Origin of the sequence: Streptomyces tamarix (assembly GCF_032423885.1) — a bacterium.
Taxonomy (GTDB): domain Bacteria; phylum Actinomycetota; class Actinomycetes; order Streptomycetales; family Streptomycetaceae; genus Streptomyces; species Streptomyces tamarix.
In genome coordinates, this window is sequence record NZ_JAWCTQ010000011.1 from 107183 (window position 1) to 128220 (window position 21038).

Annotated in this window: 10 protein-coding genes and 2 pseudogenes; 6 read left to right on the forward strand and 6 right to left on the reverse strand. The window is 70.6% G+C overall.

Annotation, left to right across the window (positions count from 1 at the left end; all coding sequences use genetic code 11):
- The first annotated feature begins 3 nt into the window (after positions 1-3).
- Positions 4-1587, forward strand: a complete 1584-nt coding sequence (locus RND61_RS11780) for an alpha/beta fold hydrolase (protein WP_391653309.1) — start codon at positions 4-6, stop codon at positions 1585-1587.
- A gap of 162 nt (positions 1588-1749) precedes the next feature.
- Here RND61_RS11780 and RND61_RS11785 read toward each other — a convergent pair whose 3' ends face one another.
- The 5 genes and pseudogenes from RND61_RS11785 to RND61_RS11805 form a co-directional block, all read right to left on the reverse strand.
- Positions 1750-2193, reverse strand: a complete 444-nt coding sequence (locus RND61_RS11785) for a DUF6278 family protein (protein WP_315877824.1) — start codon at positions 2191-2193, stop codon at positions 1750-1752.
- A gap of 89 nt (positions 2194-2282) precedes the next feature.
- The gene (locus RND61_RS11790) at positions 2283-3062 is read right to left on the reverse strand and encodes an exodeoxyribonuclease III (RefSeq protein ID WP_315877825.1); all 780 of its coding nucleotides are present in this window, start codon (positions 3060-3062) and stop codon (positions 2283-2285) included.
- Positions 3063-3099: 37 nt separating this feature from the next.
- Positions 3100-3732: an MBL fold metallo-hydrolase gene (locus RND61_RS11795; protein ID WP_315877826.1), complete on the reverse strand. Its 633-nt coding sequence runs from the start codon at positions 3730-3732 to the stop codon at positions 3100-3102.
- A gap of 43 nt (positions 3733-3775) precedes the next feature.
- Positions 3776-5113, reverse strand: a complete 1338-nt coding sequence (gene pcaDC / locus RND61_RS11800) for a bifunctional 3-oxoadipate enol-lactonase/4-carboxymuconolactone decarboxylase PcaDC (RefSeq protein WP_315877827.1) — start codon at positions 5111-5113, stop codon at positions 3776-3778.
- Positions 5114-5563: 450 nt separating this feature from the next.
- Positions 5564-5957: pseudogene (locus tag RND61_RS11805) on the reverse strand (transposase); the annotation flags it as partial.
- 434 nt (positions 5958-6391) lie between these two features.
- On the opposite strand from RND61_RS11805, the gene RND61_RS11810 reads away from it, so the two are divergent.
- Together RND61_RS11810 and RND61_RS32685 are read left to right on the forward strand one after the other, a co-directional pair.
- A complete protein-coding gene (locus RND61_RS11810; RefSeq protein ID WP_315877870.1) occupies positions 6392-12610 on the forward strand; it encodes a DNRLRE domain-containing protein in 6219 nt (2072 codons plus the stop codon).
- Between the two features lie 360 nt (positions 12611-12970).
- Positions 12971-13078: pseudogene (locus RND61_RS32685) on the forward strand (hypothetical protein); the annotation flags it as partial.
- A 255-nt stretch (positions 13079-13333) separates the two neighbouring features.
- On the opposite strand, the gene RND61_RS11820 reads toward RND61_RS32685, so the two are convergent.
- Positions 13334-18088, reverse strand: a complete 4755-nt coding sequence (locus RND61_RS11820) for a glycosyl hydrolase family 18 protein (protein ID WP_315877829.1) — start codon at positions 18086-18088, stop codon at positions 13334-13336.
- 347 nt (positions 18089-18435) lie between these two features.
- Here RND61_RS11820 and RND61_RS11825 point away from each other — a divergent pair, with 347 nt between their 5' ends.
- From RND61_RS11825 to RND61_RS11835, 3 genes are all read left to right on the forward strand, one after another.
- Positions 18436-18975, forward strand: coding sequence for a hypothetical protein (locus tag RND61_RS11825; RefSeq protein ID WP_315877830.1), 540 nt, complete (start codon positions 18436-18438; stop codon positions 18973-18975).
- A gap of 141 nt (positions 18976-19116) precedes the next feature.
- Positions 19117-20343 carry a cytochrome P450 gene (locus tag RND61_RS11830; protein ID WP_315877831.1) on the forward strand — a complete coding sequence of 409 codons (1227 nt, stop codon included), beginning with the start codon at positions 19117-19119 and terminating at the stop codon, positions 20341-20343.
- Between the two features lie 4 nt (positions 20344-20347).
- On the forward strand, positions 20348-20563 hold the full coding sequence (locus tag RND61_RS11835; protein WP_315877832.1) for a ferredoxin: 216 nt from the start codon (positions 20348-20350) through the stop codon (positions 20561-20563).
- Positions 20564-21038: the final 475 nt, after the last annotated feature.

Consider the following 21038-nt stretch of genomic DNA (forward strand, 5'->3'; position numbering starts at 1 on the left):
GCCATGCGGACGGCGGCCGTCGGCACCGCCGCGGCGGTCCTGGCGACGGGAGCGGCCTTCGGGGCCGCCCCCGCCACCGCGGCCCCGAGCACCACCGCGGCCCCGGCGACCGCACCGGCCGGGACCGCCGGCATACGGTTCGTCGACATCGCCGGAGACGGCGGCACCGTCCTCAAGGCCAACGTCGTCACCCCCGCCGGCGCCGACGGCACCCGCCGCTACCCGGTCATCGTGCTCCCCACCAGTTGGGCCATGCCGCAGATCGAGTACCTGGCCCAGGCCCGCGAGCTCGCGGACGCCGGGTACGTCGTCGTCAGCTACAACTCGCGCGGCTTCTGGCAGTCCGGCGGCCACATCGAGGTCGCCGGCCCGCCCGACATCGCCGACGCCTCCAAGGTCGTCGACTGGGCCCTCGCCCACACCCCCGCCGACCCCGACCGCGTCGGCATGGCCGGCGTCTCGTACGGCGCCGGGATCAGCCTCCTCGCCGCCGCGCACGACAAGCGGATCAAGGCCGTCGTCGCGCTCAGCGGCTGGGCCGACCTCATCGACTCCATCTACAGCGGGCGCACGCAGCACCTCCAGGCCGCCGCCCTGCTCGGCGGCGCCGGCCACCTCACCGGCCGCCCCGGCCCCGAACTCCAGAGCATCCTCACCGGTTTCCTCTCCTCGGACCTGGACCGCGAGCAGGAGATGATCGACTGGGGCCGCAAGCGCTCCCCCGCCGCCCACCTCGACCGCATCAACGCCAACGGCGCCGCCATCATGCTCGGCAACGCCTGGGGGGACACGATCTTCCCGCCCAACCAGTACGCCTCCTTCTACGAGCGGCTCACCGGCCCCAAGCGCCTGGAGCTCCGCCCCGGCGACCACGCCACCGCCGAGGCCACCGGCCTGTTCGGACTGCCCAACGACACCTGGACCAGCGCCCGCCGCTGGTTCGACCACCACCTCAAGGGCGCCGACAACGGCGTCGACCGCGAACCGCCCGTCCGGCTCAAGTCCCGCACCTCCGGCGGCTACGAGGGCTACCCCGACTGGAAGTCGGTCGGCGCCCGCGAGGAGCGCCTCGCCCTCGGCGGCGACCAGCACGTCCGCACCGGTACGGACTCGGGCGCCAACGGCGGCGTCGTCCTGCTGTCCAACGCCCTCGACCAGTTCCTCCGGCTCCCGCCGACCGTGTCGGTGCCGCTGCTCCCCCGCGCGCACGCCGCCGTCTGGCAGTCGGAACGGTATGCGGCGGCGCAGCGCGTGCGCGGCACGGCGAAGCTGCACACCACCGTCACCAGCACGGCGAGCAGCGGCACCCTGGTGGCGTACCTGTACGACGTGGGCCCCCTCGGCGTCGGCAGGCTGGTGAGCAACGCGCCCCACACCTTCCACGGGAAGACGCCGGGCGAGCCGTTCACGGTGGACCTGGAGCTGTTCTCGACGGCGTACGACGTACCGGCCGGGCACCGGCTCGCTCTCGTCGTCGACACCGCCGACCCGCTGTACATCGAACACAACCCGGCCGGCGCGCGGCTGACCTTCTCCTCGCCGCCGTCCGACCCCTCGTACCTGTCGGTGCCGCTGCGCGCGGAGTGATCTCCGGCCGCTGCCGGACGTACTGGAGACCTTCCTCTCCCTTCGCGGGCTCCGGGGGGCCAGCGCAAACTATCCAGCGGGCCAAGGCACTTCACGCCCCGACACGTAAATCACGCATTAGCGGTATTTCATGAAGAAATCGGGCATACGCGACAGAAGGTGCTAACGACCCTCGGCCGCCTCGCCGTACATCTGGGAGAGCTGCGGCGAGCCGGTGATCGCCCAGTCCAGCCCCGCGCCGACGACGTCGATCTCCCGCCCGGAGGCCAGCCGGACCACGACGCGGCCGCCGGGCAGCACGTCCCACACGGCGCCCGGCACGGTGCGCACGACCACCGTGCCGAGGTACAGGCCCGCGTCGTTGCCCAGCCACGGCAGTTCCTCGGGGTCCTCGCGCCAGCGCGGCGGCAGTTGGTCGAGGGCCTCCAGGGAGCGCGGTGTGTCGTCGAGCGGCACCCCCGCCTCCTGGGCCCGGGAGCGCAGCAGGGCGCACTCGGAGAGCAGGCCGGCGGCGCCCTCCGGGTCCCGTTCGAAGACGGAGACGAGTGCCGTGCTCCGTCCGCCGCCGCGCCGCTTGCGCCAGGAGTCCAGGAAAGGGATGTTCATGCGGCCCAGCGTGACACCCCGGGGGCGCTCGCACTACGGGGCGCGCGCGGGGCGCCGCGACGTCGTGGGGCGCCGCGGGAGGTACCGGGCTACAGGTCGAGGTCGACGACGACGGGGGCGTGGTCGGAGGCGCCCTTGCCCTTGCGCTCCTCGCGGTCGACGTAGCCGTCCTTGACGGCGTCGGCGAACGGCTCGTTGCCGTACACCAGGTCGATGCGCATGCCGCGGTTCTTCGGGAAGCCGAGCTGGCGGTAGTCCCAGTACGTGAACGGGTGATCGTACTTGAGGGGGCGCGGCACGATGTCGCGCAGGCCCGTTCCGCGCAGGCCCTCCAGCGCGGCCCGCTCGGGCGCCGTGACGTGGGTGGAGCCCTCGAAGAGGGAGCGGTCCCACACGTCGTCGTCGGTGGGCGCGATGTTGAAGTCGCCGAGCACCGCGAAGGGGCGCGAGCCCGCCGCGTCCCCGGCGACGGCGGCCCGGAGGGCCTCCAGCCAGCGCAGCTTGTACGCGTAGTGGTCGTGGGCCACCTCACGGCCGTTGGGCACGTACACCGACCAGAGGCGCACGGGGCCACAGGTCGCGGAGACCGCCCGCGGCTCCTGCACGCCCTCGTAGTCGGGTCCCCCGGGCAGGCCCCGCACGACGTCGTCGAGGCCGACCCGGGAGACCAGGGCCACGCCGTTCCACCGGCCCGTGGCGTTCACCGCCGACTCGTAGCCGAGCTCGCGCAGCTCGGCCTCGGGGAACTGCTCGGCGCCGCACTTGGTCTCCTGGACGCACAGCACGTCCGTGCCGCTGCTCTCCAGCCAGGCCAGCAGGCGGGGCAGCCGAGCGGTGATCGAGTTGACGTTCCAGGTGGCGATACGCATGTCGGACAGCCTAGCCGCGGGGTCCGACAACGGCCGCTCACAGCTCCGTGTACGCCCCCGGGGCCAGCCGGCGGTGGTCGGTGCCGCCGAGCGCGCCGATCTGCCGGTCGTAGATGGGCCGGGCGAGCGGGGTGAGCAGCGCGTCGTGGACGTCGATGGCCCGCCGCGGCTTCACCTCGCGGACGTAGTCGATCACCTCGGAGATCTTGTTCCAGGGGGCCATGACGGGGAGGAACAGGGTGTCGACGGGCCTGCCGGGGACGGTGAGGGCGTCCCCGGGGTGGAAGACGGCGCCGTCGACGAGGTAGCCGACGTTGGTGATCCGGGGGATGTCCGGGTGGATCACGGCGTGCAGCTCGCCGTGGACCTCCACGTCGAAGCCGGCGGCGGTGAAGGTGTCGCCGTTCCCGACGGTGTGGACGCGGCCGGGGAAGGCGGCGGAGAGCTGGTCGGCGACGCTGCGGAGGGTCCAGACCTCCGCGGCCGGGTTGGCCTCCAGCCCCGCGCGCAGGCGGCCCTCGTCGAAGTGGTCCGGGTGTTCGTGGGTGACGAGGATCGCGTCGGCGCCGAGGGCCGCGTCCTGCTCGCTGAACCCGCCCGGGTCGATGACGAGGGTGCGTCCGTCCTTCTCCAGCCGCACGCAGGCGTGCGCGTTCTTGGTCAGCTTCATGTCCCCATCCTGCCCCGCGCGGCCCGTCCGGTCAGCGCCGGGATCAGTGCTCCAGGGTGGTTTCCTCGCGGATGACGCGGGCGGCTACGCGGAAGGCGGCGTTCGCGGCGGGGACGCCGCAGTACACGGCGGTCTGGAGGAGGACCTCGCGGATCTCCGTGGGGGTCAGGCCGTTGCGGAGGGCGGCGCGGGTGTGGACGGCCAGCTCGTCGAGGTGGCCGCGGGCGGCGAGCGCGGTGAGGGCGACGCTGCTGCGGGTGCGGCGGTCGAGGCCGTCGCGGGTCCACACCTCGCCCCACGCGTACCGGGTGACCAGCTCCTGGAAGTCGCGGGTGAAGTCGTCGGCGGCGTCCAGGGCGGCGTCCACGTGGGCGTCGCCGAGGACCTCCCGGCGCAGTTCCAGGCCCGCGCCGTACGGGTCGGGCCGGTGCGGCGCGGGCTTCTCCGGGGCGGCGGGCGCCGGGACCCGGGCGGGCTGCGCGGCCGCGGGGGCGGGGGACGCGGCCGGGGCGGGGGACGCGGCCGGGGCGGGGGACGCGGCCGGGGCGGGGGCGGGGGCGGCGGGCGCCCGGGGCGGTACGGGGACCCCGGCGAGGGTGTCCTGCCAGGACCCGGCGAAGTGCCGTACGAGCAGGTCGGTGACGGCCGCCGGCTGCTCGACGGGCGCGAGGTGCGCGGCGCCGGGGACGACGGCGAGCCGGGCGTCGGGGATGCCGGCGACGAGGGTGCGGGCCTCGGCGGGCCCGGCGACGCGGTCGTCGGAGCCGGCGAGGACGAGGGTGGGGACGCCGACGCGACCGAGGTCGGCGCGGACGTCGAAGGCGGCGAGGGCCTCGCAGGCGGCGATGTAGCAGCCGGGGTCGGTGGTGCGGACCATCTGGACGGCCCAGTCGACGATCGCGGGCTGGGCGGCGGCGAAGGCCGGGGTGAACCACTGTTCGGGGGCGAGGCGGGCCATCGGTTCGAGGCCGTGGGCGCGGACGACGACGCCGCGCTGCCGGTACTCGTCGGCGGTGCCGAAGCGGGGTGACGCGGCGACCAGGGCGAGGGAGGCGAGCCGGTGCGGGGCGCGCAGGGCGAGGTCGACGCCGACCGCCGCGCCGAGCGCGGCACCGGCGTACCCGAAGCGCTGGACACCGAGGGCGTCGAGGGTGGCGAGGAGCCGGCCGGTGAGCCCGGAGACGGACGAGACGGGAGCGGCGGGGGCACCGCCGTGGCCGGGCAGGTCGAAGCGGATCACACGGTGGCGCGTGGACAGCTCCGCCATCTGACGGTCCCACATGTGGCGTGTGGTACCGAGGGACGGCCCCAGGACCAGGACCGGGGCCTGTTCCGGCCCGTCGGAGCCGTGTTGCAGGGTTCTGATCTCGGTCTCGCTCACGGGTTCACACCTTCGCCTGTCACGATCTGTCACGCGCCCCCTCCGCGCGACCTCCCCGTGCCTCCGCTGCGGGAAGCAAGTCCGCCACGTCCGGCTCCACGTACCACTTCTCGGTCGTCCTCACGTTCGTGTGCCCGGCCCGCACGGCAAGCAGGTGATCCGGCACCCGTTGTTCGCCAGGAAGGTCGAACACGACGCCCGAGCATCGTACAGACGGACCTTGCGAAGTCCGTTTTCGCCCATGATCTTGTAGGTCCGGACCCGGAGCCGTCGGCCGTTCGGCGCGGCACGGAATTCGTCCACGAGCAGGTACCCGCCGCTCTCGTCCCCTCCGCCCGTTGCCGGGCGTTCCTTCGCCCGCGTGGCCCGCAACGCCTGCAGCGCCTCACGCACTCTGTCACTCGTGGCGTGAAACCCGGTGTCCACTCCCGGGGATCAACCTCAGCTTGGGCCACGACGGGCGCGGTCGACGGGTGAGGGGCCGACGTGATCCCCCCGACCGAGCAGGCGGCTTGACTTCCTAGCCCTCTGAGATGTCCTTGAGAGCCCGGACGTGCCCCCTCCCTGTCCACAGAGCAGCCGTCCAGGTCCAGCAGACCGGAACGACGAAGCTCGGCCAGTAAGGCCGCGTGCAGGCGCGGCCACACGTCTGCTTCGACCCAGTCCCGCAGTCGATGCCAGGCTGTCACACCGGAGCAGCCCACCGTCTCCGCAGGGACATGACGCCGCACCACACCGGTCCTCAACACATACATCACACCAGCGAGTGCCACTGGTCAGGGAGGCGTAGCCGCCTGAGGTGACGATGGCGCCGTTCGGGAGCGGGCGGCAGCAGCGGGGTCATCCACGCTCACAGGCCCTCAAGAACAAGATCAGCGCGCGCTCCGGACACCCTGCCGATCAAGATCGTCGAACACAAGACCCGCAGGTCAACTCATTCTGAACAATCAGTTACAGCCTCTAGGTCACAAACGTGAGAAACACCTGACCTATGCCATCGCAGTCACGCGCATGGAATGGCGGATCGAGGGTAGACGAACCATTTTTTGGGTCGATGTACAGGTAGTTCTCGGTCAACACGCCCTAACTGTGTGGAGTGCGCATGCGTCCGCTCGCTACTTTCACGGGCGCGTTACAGAAGTGACGCAGAACGTCACAAGGGACCTAGGAATCATGACGATTCACATATCCGCGCCAGATGAGCGTGGGCGGCTCTGGACCGGGAGGAGCCTTCGCTGGATAGCGGGGGGCCTGTCCCTCGTCCTGGCCGTGACCTTGATGGAAGGGGTTGCGGCGGCTGATCCGCCGGAGGCTCCCGCCAAGCCGCAGGAGGCGGCGATCGCGCAGGCCGCGGACATCGCGTCCGCGCGTGTGGCCGCGCGGTTGTCCGGCAGGCGGGTGGAGGCGCTGTCGGAGCGGACGGAGACGTCGACGACGTGGGTGAACAAGGACGGTTCGCTCACCACGGAGATCGCCGCGGGCCCCGTGCGGTTCGCCGACGAGTCGACGGGTGAGTGGCGCGATGTCGACCTGGACCTGGTCGCCGGTTCGGACGGTTCCGTCAAACCGATCGCCCATCCGGAGGGGTTGAGGCTCGCCGGGAAGTCCGGTGGCGGCCCCGCCGCGTCGCTGGCTGCGACCCGGCGGGCGAAGCCTGTCGACCTGGTCACCCTCGGGGAGGGGAACGAGCAAGTCACGTTGCAGTGGAAGGGTGGTCTGCCCGCGCCGAAGCTGGAGGGGAACCGCGCCGAGTACGTCAACGCCGTGCCGGGTGCGGACGTGGTCGTGGAGGCGACGCGTACCGGGTTCGAGCAGTTCGTCGAGATCAAGCAGAAGCCGACGACCGACGGCTATACGTACACGCTCCCGTTGAAGGCCAAGGGCCTCAAGGCCGTTCCGCAGGCGGACGGCGGTGTGCTGTTCACCGACGCCAAGGGCGGCAAGCGGGCGTTGATGCCGGCGCCGGTGATGTGGGACGCCACCGTGGACCCGGTCTCGGGCGAGCACACCCGTAAGGTGCCGGTGGCGATGGAGGTCGTACAGAAGGGTTCGTCGATCGACCTGGTCGTCACCCCGGACGCGAAGTTCCTCGCCGACCCGGCCACGAAGTACCCGGTGACGGTCGATCCGTCGACGTCGTCGCTGAGCAGCCTGTTCGACACCTATGTGCAGCAGGGCGTCACCTACGACACGTCCGCCGAGACGGAGCTGGACTTCGGCAACCCGGGCACGAAGAACGCCGACGGCACCCCCCGCACCGCACAGTCCTACATCACGTGGCGGACGGCGCCGATCGCCGACGCGCTGGTGTCGAAGGCGACGTTGTCGCTGTGGAACTTCCACTCCGGCAACTACACCGGGACCACGTGCCCGGCGCAGCCGTGGGAGGTGTGGGCGGCGAACAACGCCTCCACCTCCTCGCGCTGGACGAACCGTCCGACGATGACCGCCAAGTACGCCACGTCCAGTGAGACGCGCGGCAACGCGAGCTGCTCGACGCAGCCGGACGGCTGGATCAACGCCGATGTGACCAGCCTCGCCCAGCACTGGGCGAACAACAAGTGGTCCCAGGCCGGCATGGGCATCCGTGCCGCCGACGAGGCGGTGACCGGGCAGTGGAAGCGCGTCAACTCCGCCAACGCCGCGGCGAACCCGCCCAAACTGGTCGTCACCTACAACTACCGGCCGCGCACCGGCACCAAGCAGGAGGCCGGCCCACCGTACTTCTCCTACGGCGGCGCCTACACGGTCAACACCACGACCCCGACCCTGCGCGACACGTTCGTCGACGCCAACGGCGACAAGGTCAACGGCACCTTCCAGATCTTCGACAACGCCACCGACACCCAGGTCGGCAACGTCCTGGTCTCCCCCTGGGTCGCCTCCGGCCAGGTCGCCTCGGTCACCGTGCCCACCGGCGTCCTGACCAACGGCAAGACCTACAAGTTCCGCACGTCACCGTATGACGGAGCCCACTACAACCTGGGCTGGTCGGAGTGGAAGACGTTCACCGTCGACACCACCAACCCCTCCGCCCCCACGAAGATCGTCTCCACGGACTACCCGACGAACCAGTGGGTCAAGGGCGCCGGTCAGGCGGGCACCTTCACGGTCACCCCGAACGGCACCGACCACCACTGGCTGGAGTGGTCCCTGGACGGCGTGACCTGGACCAAGACCGCCACCGGCGGCTCCACCGCCGCCAAGGCCATCAGCGTCACCCCGCCCAAGGACGGCACCCACACCCTCCAGGTCCGCCAGGTCGACAAGGCCGACAACAAGTCCGAGGCCATCGACTACACCTTCCACACCGGCCCCGGCGGATTCATCCAGCCCACCGACGGCGAGCGCACCGCCCGTCGTCTGCCCCTCGTCGCGGAGGCGGAGTCCGGCAAGTACGACGCGGTGTCCTTCTCCTGGCGCCGCTCCGAAGCCGACCCCTGGGTGCAGATTCCCGCAGGAGACGTCACCTCCGGCGGCACCCCACTGACCGCGTGGCCCGTACCGATGACCAGCGGCAAGAACACGCCGCTGGCCTGGAATGTCACCGACACCGTCGACCCCGACGGCAGTGTCCAGATCAAGGCGGACTTCACCGGTCCCAACGGCGCCAGCGGAAGCACGGTGCCTTTGTCCGTGGTCGTGGACCGCAACGCCTCCGGCGCCGCCACGAGCGAGGTCGGTCCGGGATCGGTCAACCTGCTGACGGGTGACTACACCCTGTCCGCCACCGACGCCTCCGGCTTCGACCTGTCGGTGTCCCGCACCGCCTCCTCCCGCACCCCGGACAAGGGCGCCAAGCAGGAAGGCCAGGCGCCGATCTTCGGCAAGGAGTGGGTCGCCGGCACCGCCGCCGAATTGACGGAGTCCGATTTCTCCCACATCCGCAAGGTCTCCGACACCGCCGTCGCGCTCGTCGACTCCGAGGGCGAGGAGACCCATTTCACCGCGAACGCGGCCAAGACGGGGTGGATCCCCGAGCCTGGTGCCGAGGACCTGACCCTGAAGGGGGCCACCACGGGGTCGTTCACGCTGTCCGACACCGAGGGCACGGTCACCGAGTTCACCAAGCCGGACGCGGCGGCCACCACCTGGCAGGTCTCCAGCACGCTGCTGGACGGCCTGTCGAACTCCACCACCACCGTGGTGTCCGAGACGGTGACCGTGGACGGCAAGAAGCTCGCCCGTCCCAAGCGGATCATCGCCCCCACCTCCGCCGCCACCGCCGCCGCCTGCACCACCAACCCGGCCACCCGGGGCTGCCGGGTGATGGAGTTCGTCTACGCGGCCACGACCACGGCCACCGCGAGCGCCTTCGGCGACTACGCGGGCCAGGTCAAGGAGGTCCGCCTGTGGGCCACCGCCCCCGGCGCCACCGCGGCGACCTCCAAGGCTGTGCAGGCATACCTGTACGACTCGGCCGGCCGCCTGCGCGAGACGTGGAACCCGCAGATCGGCTACAACGTTCTGACCACCTACGGCTACGACGCGGCGGGCCGGGTCACCGGCCTGACCCCGCCGGGGGAGCTGCCCTGGTCGTTCACCTACGGAAAGGCGGGCAACGCCGCCACCGCCAGTGACGGCATGCTCCTCAAGGCATCCCGCCCCAGCCTCCAGCAGGGTACGACCGGCACCGAGTCCGGCACCGCCGCCACCAGCGTCGTCTACGACGTCCCACTGACCGGCACCGCCGCCCCGCACAAGATGGGCGCCGCCGATGTGAAGACGTGGGGCCAGACGGACGCGCCCACGGACGCGACTGCCATATTCCCCGCCGACGCCGTTCCCGCCTCGCACACCGGCACCTCCCTCGCCGCCACCGACTACGAGCGGGCGGACATCACCTACCTGGGTGTCTCCGGCCGCAGCGTCAACACGGCAGCGCCCGGCGGGCACATCTCCACCACGGAGTACGACCGCTTCGGCAACACCGTCCGCGAACTGTCGGCCGCCAATCGGGCCGTCGCGCTCGGCCTGACCGCCGACGACAAGGCCACCCAGGCGGACCTCGGCATCGGCCAGATGACCGCCGCCGAGCGCGCCGATGCGCTCTCCACTGAGTCCCTCTACAACGAGACCGGCACCCGCGAGCTGGAAGAGTTCGGCCCGCTGCGCCGCGTGGAGCTGACCGCGGACCTGAAGTCGGGCACCACGACCCTCGTTCCGGCCGCCACATCGGTGACCGCCCGCTCGTGGACGGTCAACGAGTACGACGCGGGTCGCCCGACCGACGGCACGGCCAAGGTGAAGGACCAGATCACCAAAGTCACCGCCGGCGCGGAGGTGCGCGAGCACCCGTCGGTCATGGGTGAGGTCCGTGTCGTCCAGACGGTCTACGACTGGGTCAAGGGCCTGCCGGTCAAGACGGTCAAGGACCCGGGCGGTCTGGCGATCACCGAGACCACCGAGTACGACACCCAGGGCCGTGTGACCAAGCAGCTCCTGCCCGGCGCCGTCGGCACCGACGCCGCCACGCGGGTGACGACGTACTGGTCCGCCACCGGTACCGGCGCCTGCCAGGGACGCCCCGAGTGGGCCGACCTGGTCTGCTCCACCGGGCCCGCCGGAGCCATCACCGGCGGCGGCACCAACCCGGCACAGCTCCCCACATCGACCACCGAGTACGACTGGTTCGGCAACCCCGCCAAGGTCACCGAGACCGCCAACGGCGTCACCCGCACGACCACGACGACGTACGACGACGCGGGCCGCGCGGTGAAGACCACTGTGACCGGCGGCGTCGGCCAGGCCGTCCCGGAGACCACCACCGAGTACGACCCGGCCACCGGCCATGCCGTCAAGACGGTCTCGCCGACCGGCGGCACGATCACCAAGCAGTTCGACAAGCTCGGCCGTCAGATCTCCTACACCGACGCCGACGGCGGCACGACCACGACCGAGTACGACCTGCTCGACCGCCCGGTCAAGACCACCGACACAGCCCCGTCCACCGTCACCTACACCTACGACCACACCGTCGAGCCGCGCGGCCTCGCCACGAAGACCATCGACTCCGTCGCCGGCGCCTTCGAGGCGACCTACGACGCGGACGGCTCCGTGACGAGCGAGAAACTGCCCGGCGGATACACGCTCAAGCAGACCGAAGACACCACCGGTTCACCGGTGGAGCGCACGTACACCCGTGACAGCGACGGCACGGTCGTCTACTCCGACACCGTCACCGAGTCCATCCACGGCCAGGTCACCAGCCACACCGGCTGGTCCGACCAGACCTACCGCTACGACACCACCGGCCGCCTGACCGTCGTCGAGGACACCTACGACACGGTCTGCACGAAGCGCACCTACACCTTCGACAACCGCACCAACCGCAAGTCGCTGACTACCGCGACCGGCGCTCCCGGCGCGGATTGCCCGACCACAGGAGGCACCACCACCAATCACACCTACGACACCGCGGACCGCCTCGTCGACACCGGCTACGTCTACGACGCCTTCGGTCGCACCACCACCGTTCCGGACAACGGCACGATCGGCTACTACACCAGCGACCTGGTCCACCAGCAGACCGCCGACGGCAAGCGCCAGACCTGGCAACTCGACGCGACCCATCGCTTCCGCTCCTGGACGGTCGAGACCGGCAGCGGCACTACGTGGACGCAGACCGAATCCAAGCTCAACCACTACGACAGCGACGGCGACAACCCCCGCTGGATCGTAGAGAACACGGCAACGGGTGTCCTCACCCGTAACGTGGAATCGGCCTCCGGCGACCTGGCGGCGACCACCGGCAAGACGGGCGACACCGTCCTCCAGATGACCACCATCCATGGCGACGTGGCCCTCCAACTCCCGCTGACCGCAAGCAAAGCTCCGACGATTCTGGACAGCGACGAATACGGCAACCCCCGCGAGGGCCAGGCGGCGACCCGCTACAACTGGCTCGGTGCCAAGCAGCGCTCCACCGAGACTCTCACCGGCCTTACACTCATGGGTGCCCGCCTATATAACCCTTCGACTGGGCGTTTCCTCTCTGCCGACCCCGTATACAGCGGAAACGCAAATGCCTATGACTACGTCTACGCAGACCCGCTGAATCAATACGACCTTGACGGGAAAATCTGCTGGAGTTGTGCCTGGGGCAAGGTAAAAAACAAGGCCAAGAGCAAGTGGAAGAGCTTCCGTAAGAGTAAGTTCGTGAGGTGGCGCGGCTGGCGCACCGTGTGGAAGGTCGGCGCGATCGGGGTAACTGTCGCAGCAGCGCTTGGCTGTGGCGTGTCCATCGTTTGCGGAGTGGCCGCCGGCGCTGCGGTCGGCGCAATGGGATATTGGGGCTCAAAGGGGAGAAAAACATGGAGAGGCACGGCATCGGCGGCTGGGTGGGGTGCAGCCGGCGGATTCTTTGGGCGAACCTGGACTAACGCCATCAAAGTAGGCAGATCCGGTAAGTTCTCCGGAGCCAGGTACCGGAGACACAAGGTCTATTCCGGCTGGCGGTCCTTCAGGAACATGCGCTTCTGGAGAACCATGAGCTAAATCATTTCACACACAGCGGGGGCCGGCTGCCGCCCGCCCCCGCTGACAGCTGACCTGAAACGAGACATCAATGAGTAAGACACTTGCTGGAGTCGCAGAAATCGCGGCAGGGCTGGCCCTCCTCAGCCTTTATTTACTTGACATCGTCGCCACGGTTCCCTACTCGATCGCGGTGATCATGGTAGGGGTTGGGCTTGCTGTATCTGGCGTACGGCACGTGAGGGCTGACTAAGGGCTGTTCCGCAACTCGACGAAGGGGGCGTCGGGCCCCCTTCGTCTCGCTGGTTTGTCCGAGCCTAGCCTCAATACCAGTGATTTAAGGCTCCGGGCCGGTAGGGTGCCCAGTCGAGAGGTGCTGGGATGCCGCGGCCGGGGCAGGTCAGGCCGAAAACGGATGAGCGTCTGTCGGACCGCATTGCGGTCGGGCTGCTGACGAGGTCGTTTCCGCCGGAGTTGGTGGACCAGGTCGTGGCTGAGTGCGGTCGGTCCGGTCAGCGCAACCGGTTGCCCCCCCAACAGCACCGCCCCGGCCTGCGAGACCACCCCACTGCCACCGCCCTCGACACGAACACGCGGGTACGACCCGATGCGCTCGCTCAACTGGAGAGTGCTTCTTCCCGTGCAGCCAACAGGACCTGAGACAAGTCCCGCCGTTGCAGGTCAGAAGCACTCTCCGGTTATTTGATCAAGACGTGGTGCGTCAGGCCGGGTGGCTGGGAGCGGTCAGCTGGCGCTGCCGATCAGCTTCCAGGGCTCGTGGTCGGCGTCGACCCCGGTGCCCGGGGCACTGCCCCTCGTCTCCCACTTGGCCTTCCAGACCTTGCCGTTGTACTTGACCGTGGTCTGCTCGATCGGCTGGCTGGCCGGGGAGTAGATCTTGGTCGCGTCCCAGTTCGCGGCATTGCAGCCACCGGCCGGCGGGGTCGCCGTACCGAGTCCCTTGAGGTTGTCGGTCGCCGGCGCGTACGCCGTACCGCCGATCGACAGACTCGTGTTGACCGGACCGGTGATCGGGAGGAAGTAGATGATCGGCAGGTCGAGCGACTTCCCGGCCGGGATGATCTGGCAGTAGTCCAGTGTCGTGCTGACCCGGTGGAACGTCGTACCGGGCGTCAGCTGCCACTGGCCGCCTTGGGCACCGGTCTGCCAGTTGGCGTCCTTGACCAGCGGTGACGTCGAGGCCGGGATGTCGAACGACAGCTTCGTGTCCTTGCCACCGCCGAGCGTGCGCCCGGTGTTGTTGGTGATCCGGACGGTCGGCTGCAGCGGCCACAGGTTCGCCGTGGCGGTCGGGTAGTTGACCATCTCGACGCTCAGGTTGGCGGTCACCGCCGGCGCGACACCGACGCTGCCGGTGCGCAGATTGTTGTCATAGGCGCCGATATTGCCCAGCTTCTCGTTCAGCCGGGTGGTCAGCGTGTACCCCATCCCGCACGGGGTGTCCGGCTGGACGTCCGCCGGGCAGGAGTAGTCGCCGCCGAGCTCCCACATCATCACGCCGCCCGCACCGGTCGACTTGACCAGGTCGGTGACCGCGTCGATGCCCTGCTCGTCCTCGGTCGACAGGAACACCTTCTTCTCGGCGTTCCACAGCCACGACGTCTTCGTGGTGTCGTCCCAGTACCGGGTGTACCGGCCCGTGCGCCGGTCGGTGATGTCGGTCTCCGGCGTCAGCCCGACGCTGCGTGCGTAGACCGGCGTGATGTTCTTCTCCAGGTTCTTGGCGTGCCACAGCGGGTTCGTCCCGGAGCCGAGCTCGCTGCCGTTGTTGGTCTCGTCGTGCCAGATGTTGTCGATGCCGAAGGCACCGTCCCCACACGGCCGCTTGAGTCCCGTGCCCGGCTCGCAGCCGCTCGGCTTCCGCGACGTGCCCCACAGGCCGTTCGTACCGCCGGTGACGTTCTGCCAGCCGCGCGTGTAGTAGGGCACACCGATGTTGACGCGCCCGGCCTGCATCGCGCCACGCATGTACGTCATCGCCCAACTGGTGTTGAAGTACCCGATCTTCCCGTACTCCGGAGTGGCGTACTGGTCGGCCAGTTCCGGGTCCTTGCCGTCGTCGAACAGCGCCGCGTTCGGTCCCACGACGTCGTTCCAGGTGCCGTGGTAGTCGTAGGCCATCAGGTTGGTGAAGTCCTGGTGGTCCAGCGCGGTCTGGTTCGCCATCCCGCGGACCAGGTAGCCGGAGGCCGACGACGCCGAGGTGAGCAGGTAGTACTTGTCGTCCGCGACCGAAGCCCGGTTCAGCGAGTCCCGCAGCGTCTTCATCAACGCGGCGTACGTCGTGGGCAGACCCTTGCGGCGCGGGTTCGCCACCGCCCAGTCGGTCGGATTGCCGGTGTCCTCGAGGACCGTGGGGTACTCGAAGTCGATGTCGACGCCGTCGAACCCGTAGGTCCGCAGGAAGTCCACGACCGAGTTCGAGAACGTGTCGATCCCGGCCTGGTTGACCGAGCCGTCGGCGTTGGTGGTCATCGCGTAGAAGCCACCGGAACCGGCCCAGCCGCCGACCGAGATCAGCGTCTTCACCCGCGGGTGCAGGCGCTTGTACTTCGTCAGCAGGTTGAAGTGCCCCTTGTAGGGCAGCGAGGGGTCCATCTCGGCACCGACCTCGCCGGGCCACTCCATCTGGGTGGCGTTCGAGTCGACCTTGATCCGGTTGTTCTCCACCGTCGCGAAGGCGTAGTTGAGGTGGGTCACCTTCGACCACGGGATGTTCTTCACCAGGTAGTGCGGCGTGCCGTCGGCGCCCGTGCGGCCACCGTTGAAGTAGCCGACGACCCGGCGGTCCCGGCCCTGACCGAGCCATTCCCGGCCGTCGCTCTGATAGACCTTGCAGTACGGCGTCGCCACGCCCGGCGTGGGCGCCAGACCGGCCGGCCGGCAGTCGCCGGACGCGGCCGGTCGCGGACCGCCGTCGTCGCCACCGGGGTGCGACTCCATCGGGTCGCCGACGCCGCCGTTGACACCGAGGTCACCGGCGCCGCCGGGGGTGCGGCTGCCGTCGCCGTAGCTCGGCACCAGCCACCCCTCGATGTCACCGGCCTCACTCGCCGCGGCCGCCTGGGCCGCCTTGGCTGCCTTGAGGGCGGTCTTCGCCGTCGTAGCCGTAGTCGTAGCCCCGGAGCGGGTCAGGGTGAAGTCCTGGATCCCGTCACCATTGAGGTCGGCGAAGGTCCCGGTGGTGCCCTGGAACGGGTCGCCGGCGCGGATCACGCCCAGCGACTTCCAGCCGGTGGTGACGCTCCACGGAGCGCCGGTGTTCTCCCAGGCCCGGACGTCACCGGTGGTGAACTCGACCCGGACCGTGTCGGCCCTGCCGTCACCGGTGATGTCGGCGAAGGCGACCTGCGCGGCGCGTGACTCACCCGGAGTGGCGAAACCCTCGACCTTGTCCCAGCCGCCCGGGGTCGGCATTTCCTCGCCCTTGTTCTGCCAGGCGGTCGGGAAGCTCATCCGGTCCACCGTGATCAGGTCGTCGCGGTGGTCACCGTCGAGGTCGGTGAAGTACATCTGCGGCGGGTAGCCGAGGTTGTTCGCGACGATCGTCGCGGTGCCCCAGCTGACCCCGTCGCCGCTGCTGGTGTTGCGCGACATCCGCATCGCGACGATGCCGGTCGGCGAGTCGGCCGGCGGCAGGATCCGGATGTAGTCGTCCTTGCCGTCACCGTCCAGGTCGGCGAAATAGACCTCATCCGGGTTGTTCCCGCGGTCGGCCGGACTGATGTCGCCCAGTGAGACCGCTTCCTTGGTCGGGTCGTCGTTGCGCCAGCCGGTGACCGTGCCGTCCGTACCGACCACCGCGTAGTCGGCCTTGCCGTCGCCGTTCAGGTCGGGGAAGGCGATCTTCGAGCCGGTCGCGGCGGCGTCCCTGATCTTGCCGATCGGCTTCCAGGCGTACGAGCGGCCGCTGATCATGTTCTGCAGGAACGCGATCCGGATGCCTGCGGCGAAGGCGTCCGCGATCTTCTGGTGGCCGGCGTCGGTCGGGTAGATCTCGTGGGTGATGTCCTGCGGGGTGACCGAGCCCAGCTCGACCAGCACCAGCCGTGCGCCGCCCTCGATCTTGGCGTGGGCGATCGTGCGGAGCGCGCTGTTGTAGGCGTCAATGCGGGCCTGGTACGTCGGGTTCGTCGACGGCGGCAGGGTCCCGAGCAGGACCGTGGTCGTCGGCGAGGTCCGGTGGATCTCGTCCAGGAAGCTCTCCATCTTCTCGGCCGTCGCCGCGCCGTCGGCACCGCCGGCCAGGTCGGCCGTGCCCGCGACCAGGGTCATCATGTTCGGCCGCAGTGTCCGCAGCGCGGGGATCGCCTCGGCCTTGATGTCGTCGATGCCCTTGCCGTCGAACCCCATGTGGTCGGGGTCGCCGCTGTCGCCGCTCTTCAGCTCACCGACGAAATCCGTGCGCTTGAAGATGGCGGTGACCAGTGCGCCAACGAACAGCGTAGCGAGGGTCATGCCCTTCGCTTGGGTGCCCAGCTCGTCCCGGTAGCCGTCGCCGTCGGTGCTGTGCACACCGGCCGTGATCCCGTCGCCGGTCGGCATCACCCGGAGCTCGTCGATCGTCGGGCTGGCGCTGGGTGACGGGCTGGGGCTGGGCGACGGGCTGGTGCCGGCCGCGTTGAGCTGGCCGGACTGGACCGGCCGGTGGTCGGAGTTGCCCTCGGACCGGACCGTGACCGGCGGCGTGTGGTCGAAGTGGGTGGTGACGAAGTAGTCCAGCTCACCGCCGTTCTGGTGGGTCGCCTGACCCGAGCGGTGGATCCGCATGGTCGGCGGGAAGCTGTCCCGGCCGGCGAGGACCTGCGGGTCGACGTTGAAGTCGCCGCCGATCGTCGCGTGGTAGGTGACGCCGCGCTGGTTCCCGAGGGCCTCGATCTGGTCGTCGATGGCGTTCAGCATCGTCCCGGAGTCACCGCCACCGTTGGACAGGCCGTGCATGGTGAAGTACCACTCGTTGCCGAACCGCGCGCCGAGCGCGTTCCGGCCGGCGTCGATCGGATTGCCGACGACGATCAGCTCGTCGGGCGCCTCGGTCAGGACGAGCGCGTTGTTGACCCGGCCGCCGATCCGGCGCGGGTTGGTCGCGTCGTCCTCGGACTGCAGGAAGTAGACCTCACGGGTCGGGATGGCATTGCGGTAACCGCTGCCGACGGTCCAGGTGCGGTGCAGCACGGTGTACTGGTGCGTGCCGCCCTGGCTGTCGACCGTGGTGAAGGTCTGGTTGGGCTGTTGGGCGCTGTTCAGAGGCGGGTGCGGGCCGACCTCCTGGAGCATCAGGATCGGTGCCTGCAAGGCCAGCTGATGGACCGTGTTGGACCACTTGCTGCCGTCCTCGTCTCTGTTGCCGGCCCCCTGCATGTTCCAGGAGATCAAGGGCGTGGAGGCCGCGGGGAAATCGGTGGCGGCGGCCGGGGCGACGAGTGACGTTGCCAGAGCGGCTATCACCAGCGCCGCGGAGACTAATCGGCGGAGCAAGAGCTCCCCCCTCTTCTCACATCCAACGGATCGGGAGCGACCGGATCGTTGGAAACTGGATGGTTCCTCAACTGTAAGCGCTTGCAGCATGGCATCGGCGACCTTTCCCCACCTCCGGCGCCGCGCCGTTCGCGGCGTGCGGGAAGCGGCTCGCGCGAGCGCCGTCCGGGCGGATCCGCCGTGACCCGCCCCGGGAACGGGACCGACCGGCCGCCGAGGGCGCCGGCCGAGGGGCGGCGGGTGCGACGGCATCCCCGGCTCCCAGCGATGACACTGATGGCACCACAAGACGCCATTCGACGCCAAACGGACTTGCAATGGCACCACAGTGGTGCCACTCTCTCTCCATGGACCTGACCCCCTACGTCGACCACCTCCGCCGCGAGCTGCTGGTCGCCGCGAGCATCGGCGGGGACGAAGTGCGGGCACTGGCCGAACGGCTGGCCGTTCCTCTGGAGTCGACGGCCCGGCTGACCCTCCTCAACGCGCTCTCCACCGCCTCGCGGGAGATCACCCGCGAGCTGGCCCCGGGCTCGGTGGAGGTGCGGCTGCGGGGGCTCGATCCCGAGTTCGCGGTGACGGCGCCGCCCGCTCCGGAGGCTCCCGACGAGGTCGCACCCTCCATGGCGCCATCAATGGCGCCACCGTCGATATCTATGGCGCCATCCTTGGCGGACGGCGACGAAGACAGCACGGCCCGCGTCAACTTCCGGCTCCCGGCGCCCCTCAAGGCCCGGGTGGAGGACGCGGCCGGCCAGGAGGGCCTGTCCGTCAACGCCTGGCTCCTACGGGCGGTGGCCGTCGCCCTGGAGCCGGGCTGCGGACCGGCCCGACCGGCCGGCCGGGCGTCCCGTCACGGCCGGAGCCACCGGGGCTGGGCCTGCTAGCCGCGGTCCTCGCTCCCGCGCCACGCGCCACCGCTCCACCTGCGTACCGCGAACCCTTGCGTACCGCTCCACCTGCGTACCGCGAACTCCTGCGCACCGCACCTCACAGTTCACCGCACGTCGCTCTCCACGGAGGACACCATGCAGCACGAACCGTCGGCCCGCCCCGGGACCGCCGAGCCCGTCACGCTCCCCACGCAGCGCGCCGCCGGCTGCCCCTTCGACCCGCCCGCCGGACTGGCGAAGCTGCGCGAGGAGAGGCCGCTCGCCCGCATGACGTACCCCGACGGGCACGTCGGCTGGCTGGCCACCGGCTACTCCACGGTCCGCTCGATCCTGGGGGACCCGCGTTTCAGCTCGCGGTACGAGCTGATGCACCACCCCTTTCCCGGGGGCCCCGAGGGCCCGCTGCCGCCCGCCCCGGTCGGTGACATGACCGGGATGGACGCGCCCGAGCACACCCGCTTCCGACGGCTCCTGACGGGCAAGTTCACCGTCCGTCGGATGCGGCGGCTCTCCGAGCGGGTCACGGAGATCACCGCCGAGCACCTGGACGCGATGGAGCGCCGCGGCCCGGGCGCCGACCTGGTCGAGGCGTTCGCCCGTCCCCTCCCCGCGCTGGTGATCTGCGAACTGCTCGGCGTGCCCTACGCCGACCGCGACCGGTTCCAGGAGCACGCCCACACGCTCATGTCCATGGACGCGACGCCCGAGGACCGGTACGCCGCCTCCGTCGGGCTCCAGGAGTACATGGCCGGGCTGGTCGCCGCCAAGCGCGCCGCCCCCTCCGACGACCTGCTCGGCGACCTGGCCCAGGACTCCGACCTCACCGACGAGGAGTTGGTCGGCGTCGGGGGCTTCCTGCTCGCCGCCGGGCTCGACACCACCGCCAACATGATCGCCCACGGGACGTTCGCGCTCCTCACCGACCCGGCCCAGGCCGACGCCCTGCGCACGGACCCTGACCTCGCCCCCCAGGCCGTCGAGGAGCTGATGCGCTATCTGACCGTCGCCCACACGAACGTGAAGTCCGCGCTGGAGGACGTCGAGTTGGAGGGGCGGCTCATCAGGGCGGGCGAGAGCGTCACCCTCTCGCTGGAAGCCGCCAACCGGGACCCGGGGCGGTTTTCCGACCCCGACGTCCTGGACCTGCGCCGCAGGGCCACGGGGCACCTGGGCTTCGGACACGGCATCCACCAGTGCCTGGGCCAGCAACTGGCCCGCGTCGAGATGACGGTGGCCCTGCCCGCGCTGCTGAGGCGGTTCCCCACGCTGCGGCTGGACGTGCCGGCCGAGGAGGTGCCCCTGCGGACGAACATGAACGTCTACGGCGTGCACCGGCTGCCGGTCACCTGGGACGAGGGCTGATCCCGTGGACGTCCACGCCGACCGCGACCGCTGCCTCGGCGCCGGGATGTGCGCCCTGACCGCCCCCCAGGTCTTCGACCAGGACGAGGAGGAGGGCCTGGTCCTCCTGCTGGACGCCCGGCCGCCGCGGGAGCAGCACGCGGCCGTCCGCCTCGCCGCCGGGGTCTGCCCGGCCGCGGCCCTCACCGTCACGGGGCAGGGCTCCTCCCCCGCCCCGTGACCGAGGCGGCCCCTCCGCCCCGCCGCCTCCGGCGGCCACCCCGCGCGGGCGGCTCCCCCTGGTCGGCGGGTCGTCCGGGGGCGCGGAGCCGGCGACCGCCCCCGCGCGGGCGCCCCTCGGCGGCACCGGTTCCGCCACCTCAACGGCCGCCGCGCCGCCCACCGGCGCCTTCTCGATGCCGGGCACGAAGTCGCGGGAGGCGCTCGGCCTCCTTCCCCGGGCCTCCCCGGCGCCCGTGCGGGCGGTCCCGCCGTCCGCGCGGGCGCGCCCTCGCGGGAAGGCGCCGTACGCCGTGGCCGCCGGCCGCGGGGCGTCCGACCGGGACCGCTCCCGGCGCCGGGGGAGACACGGTCGCGGCCTCCGGGTCCGCCGCAGCCGGGAGCAGGGCACCACCGGGCGCTTCCCCGGCCCGGCCCCGCCGTGCCCGCGCCCGCCGCGGGCGGGGTGGCCGCCGTCCCCGCGCGGTGGAGCGGAC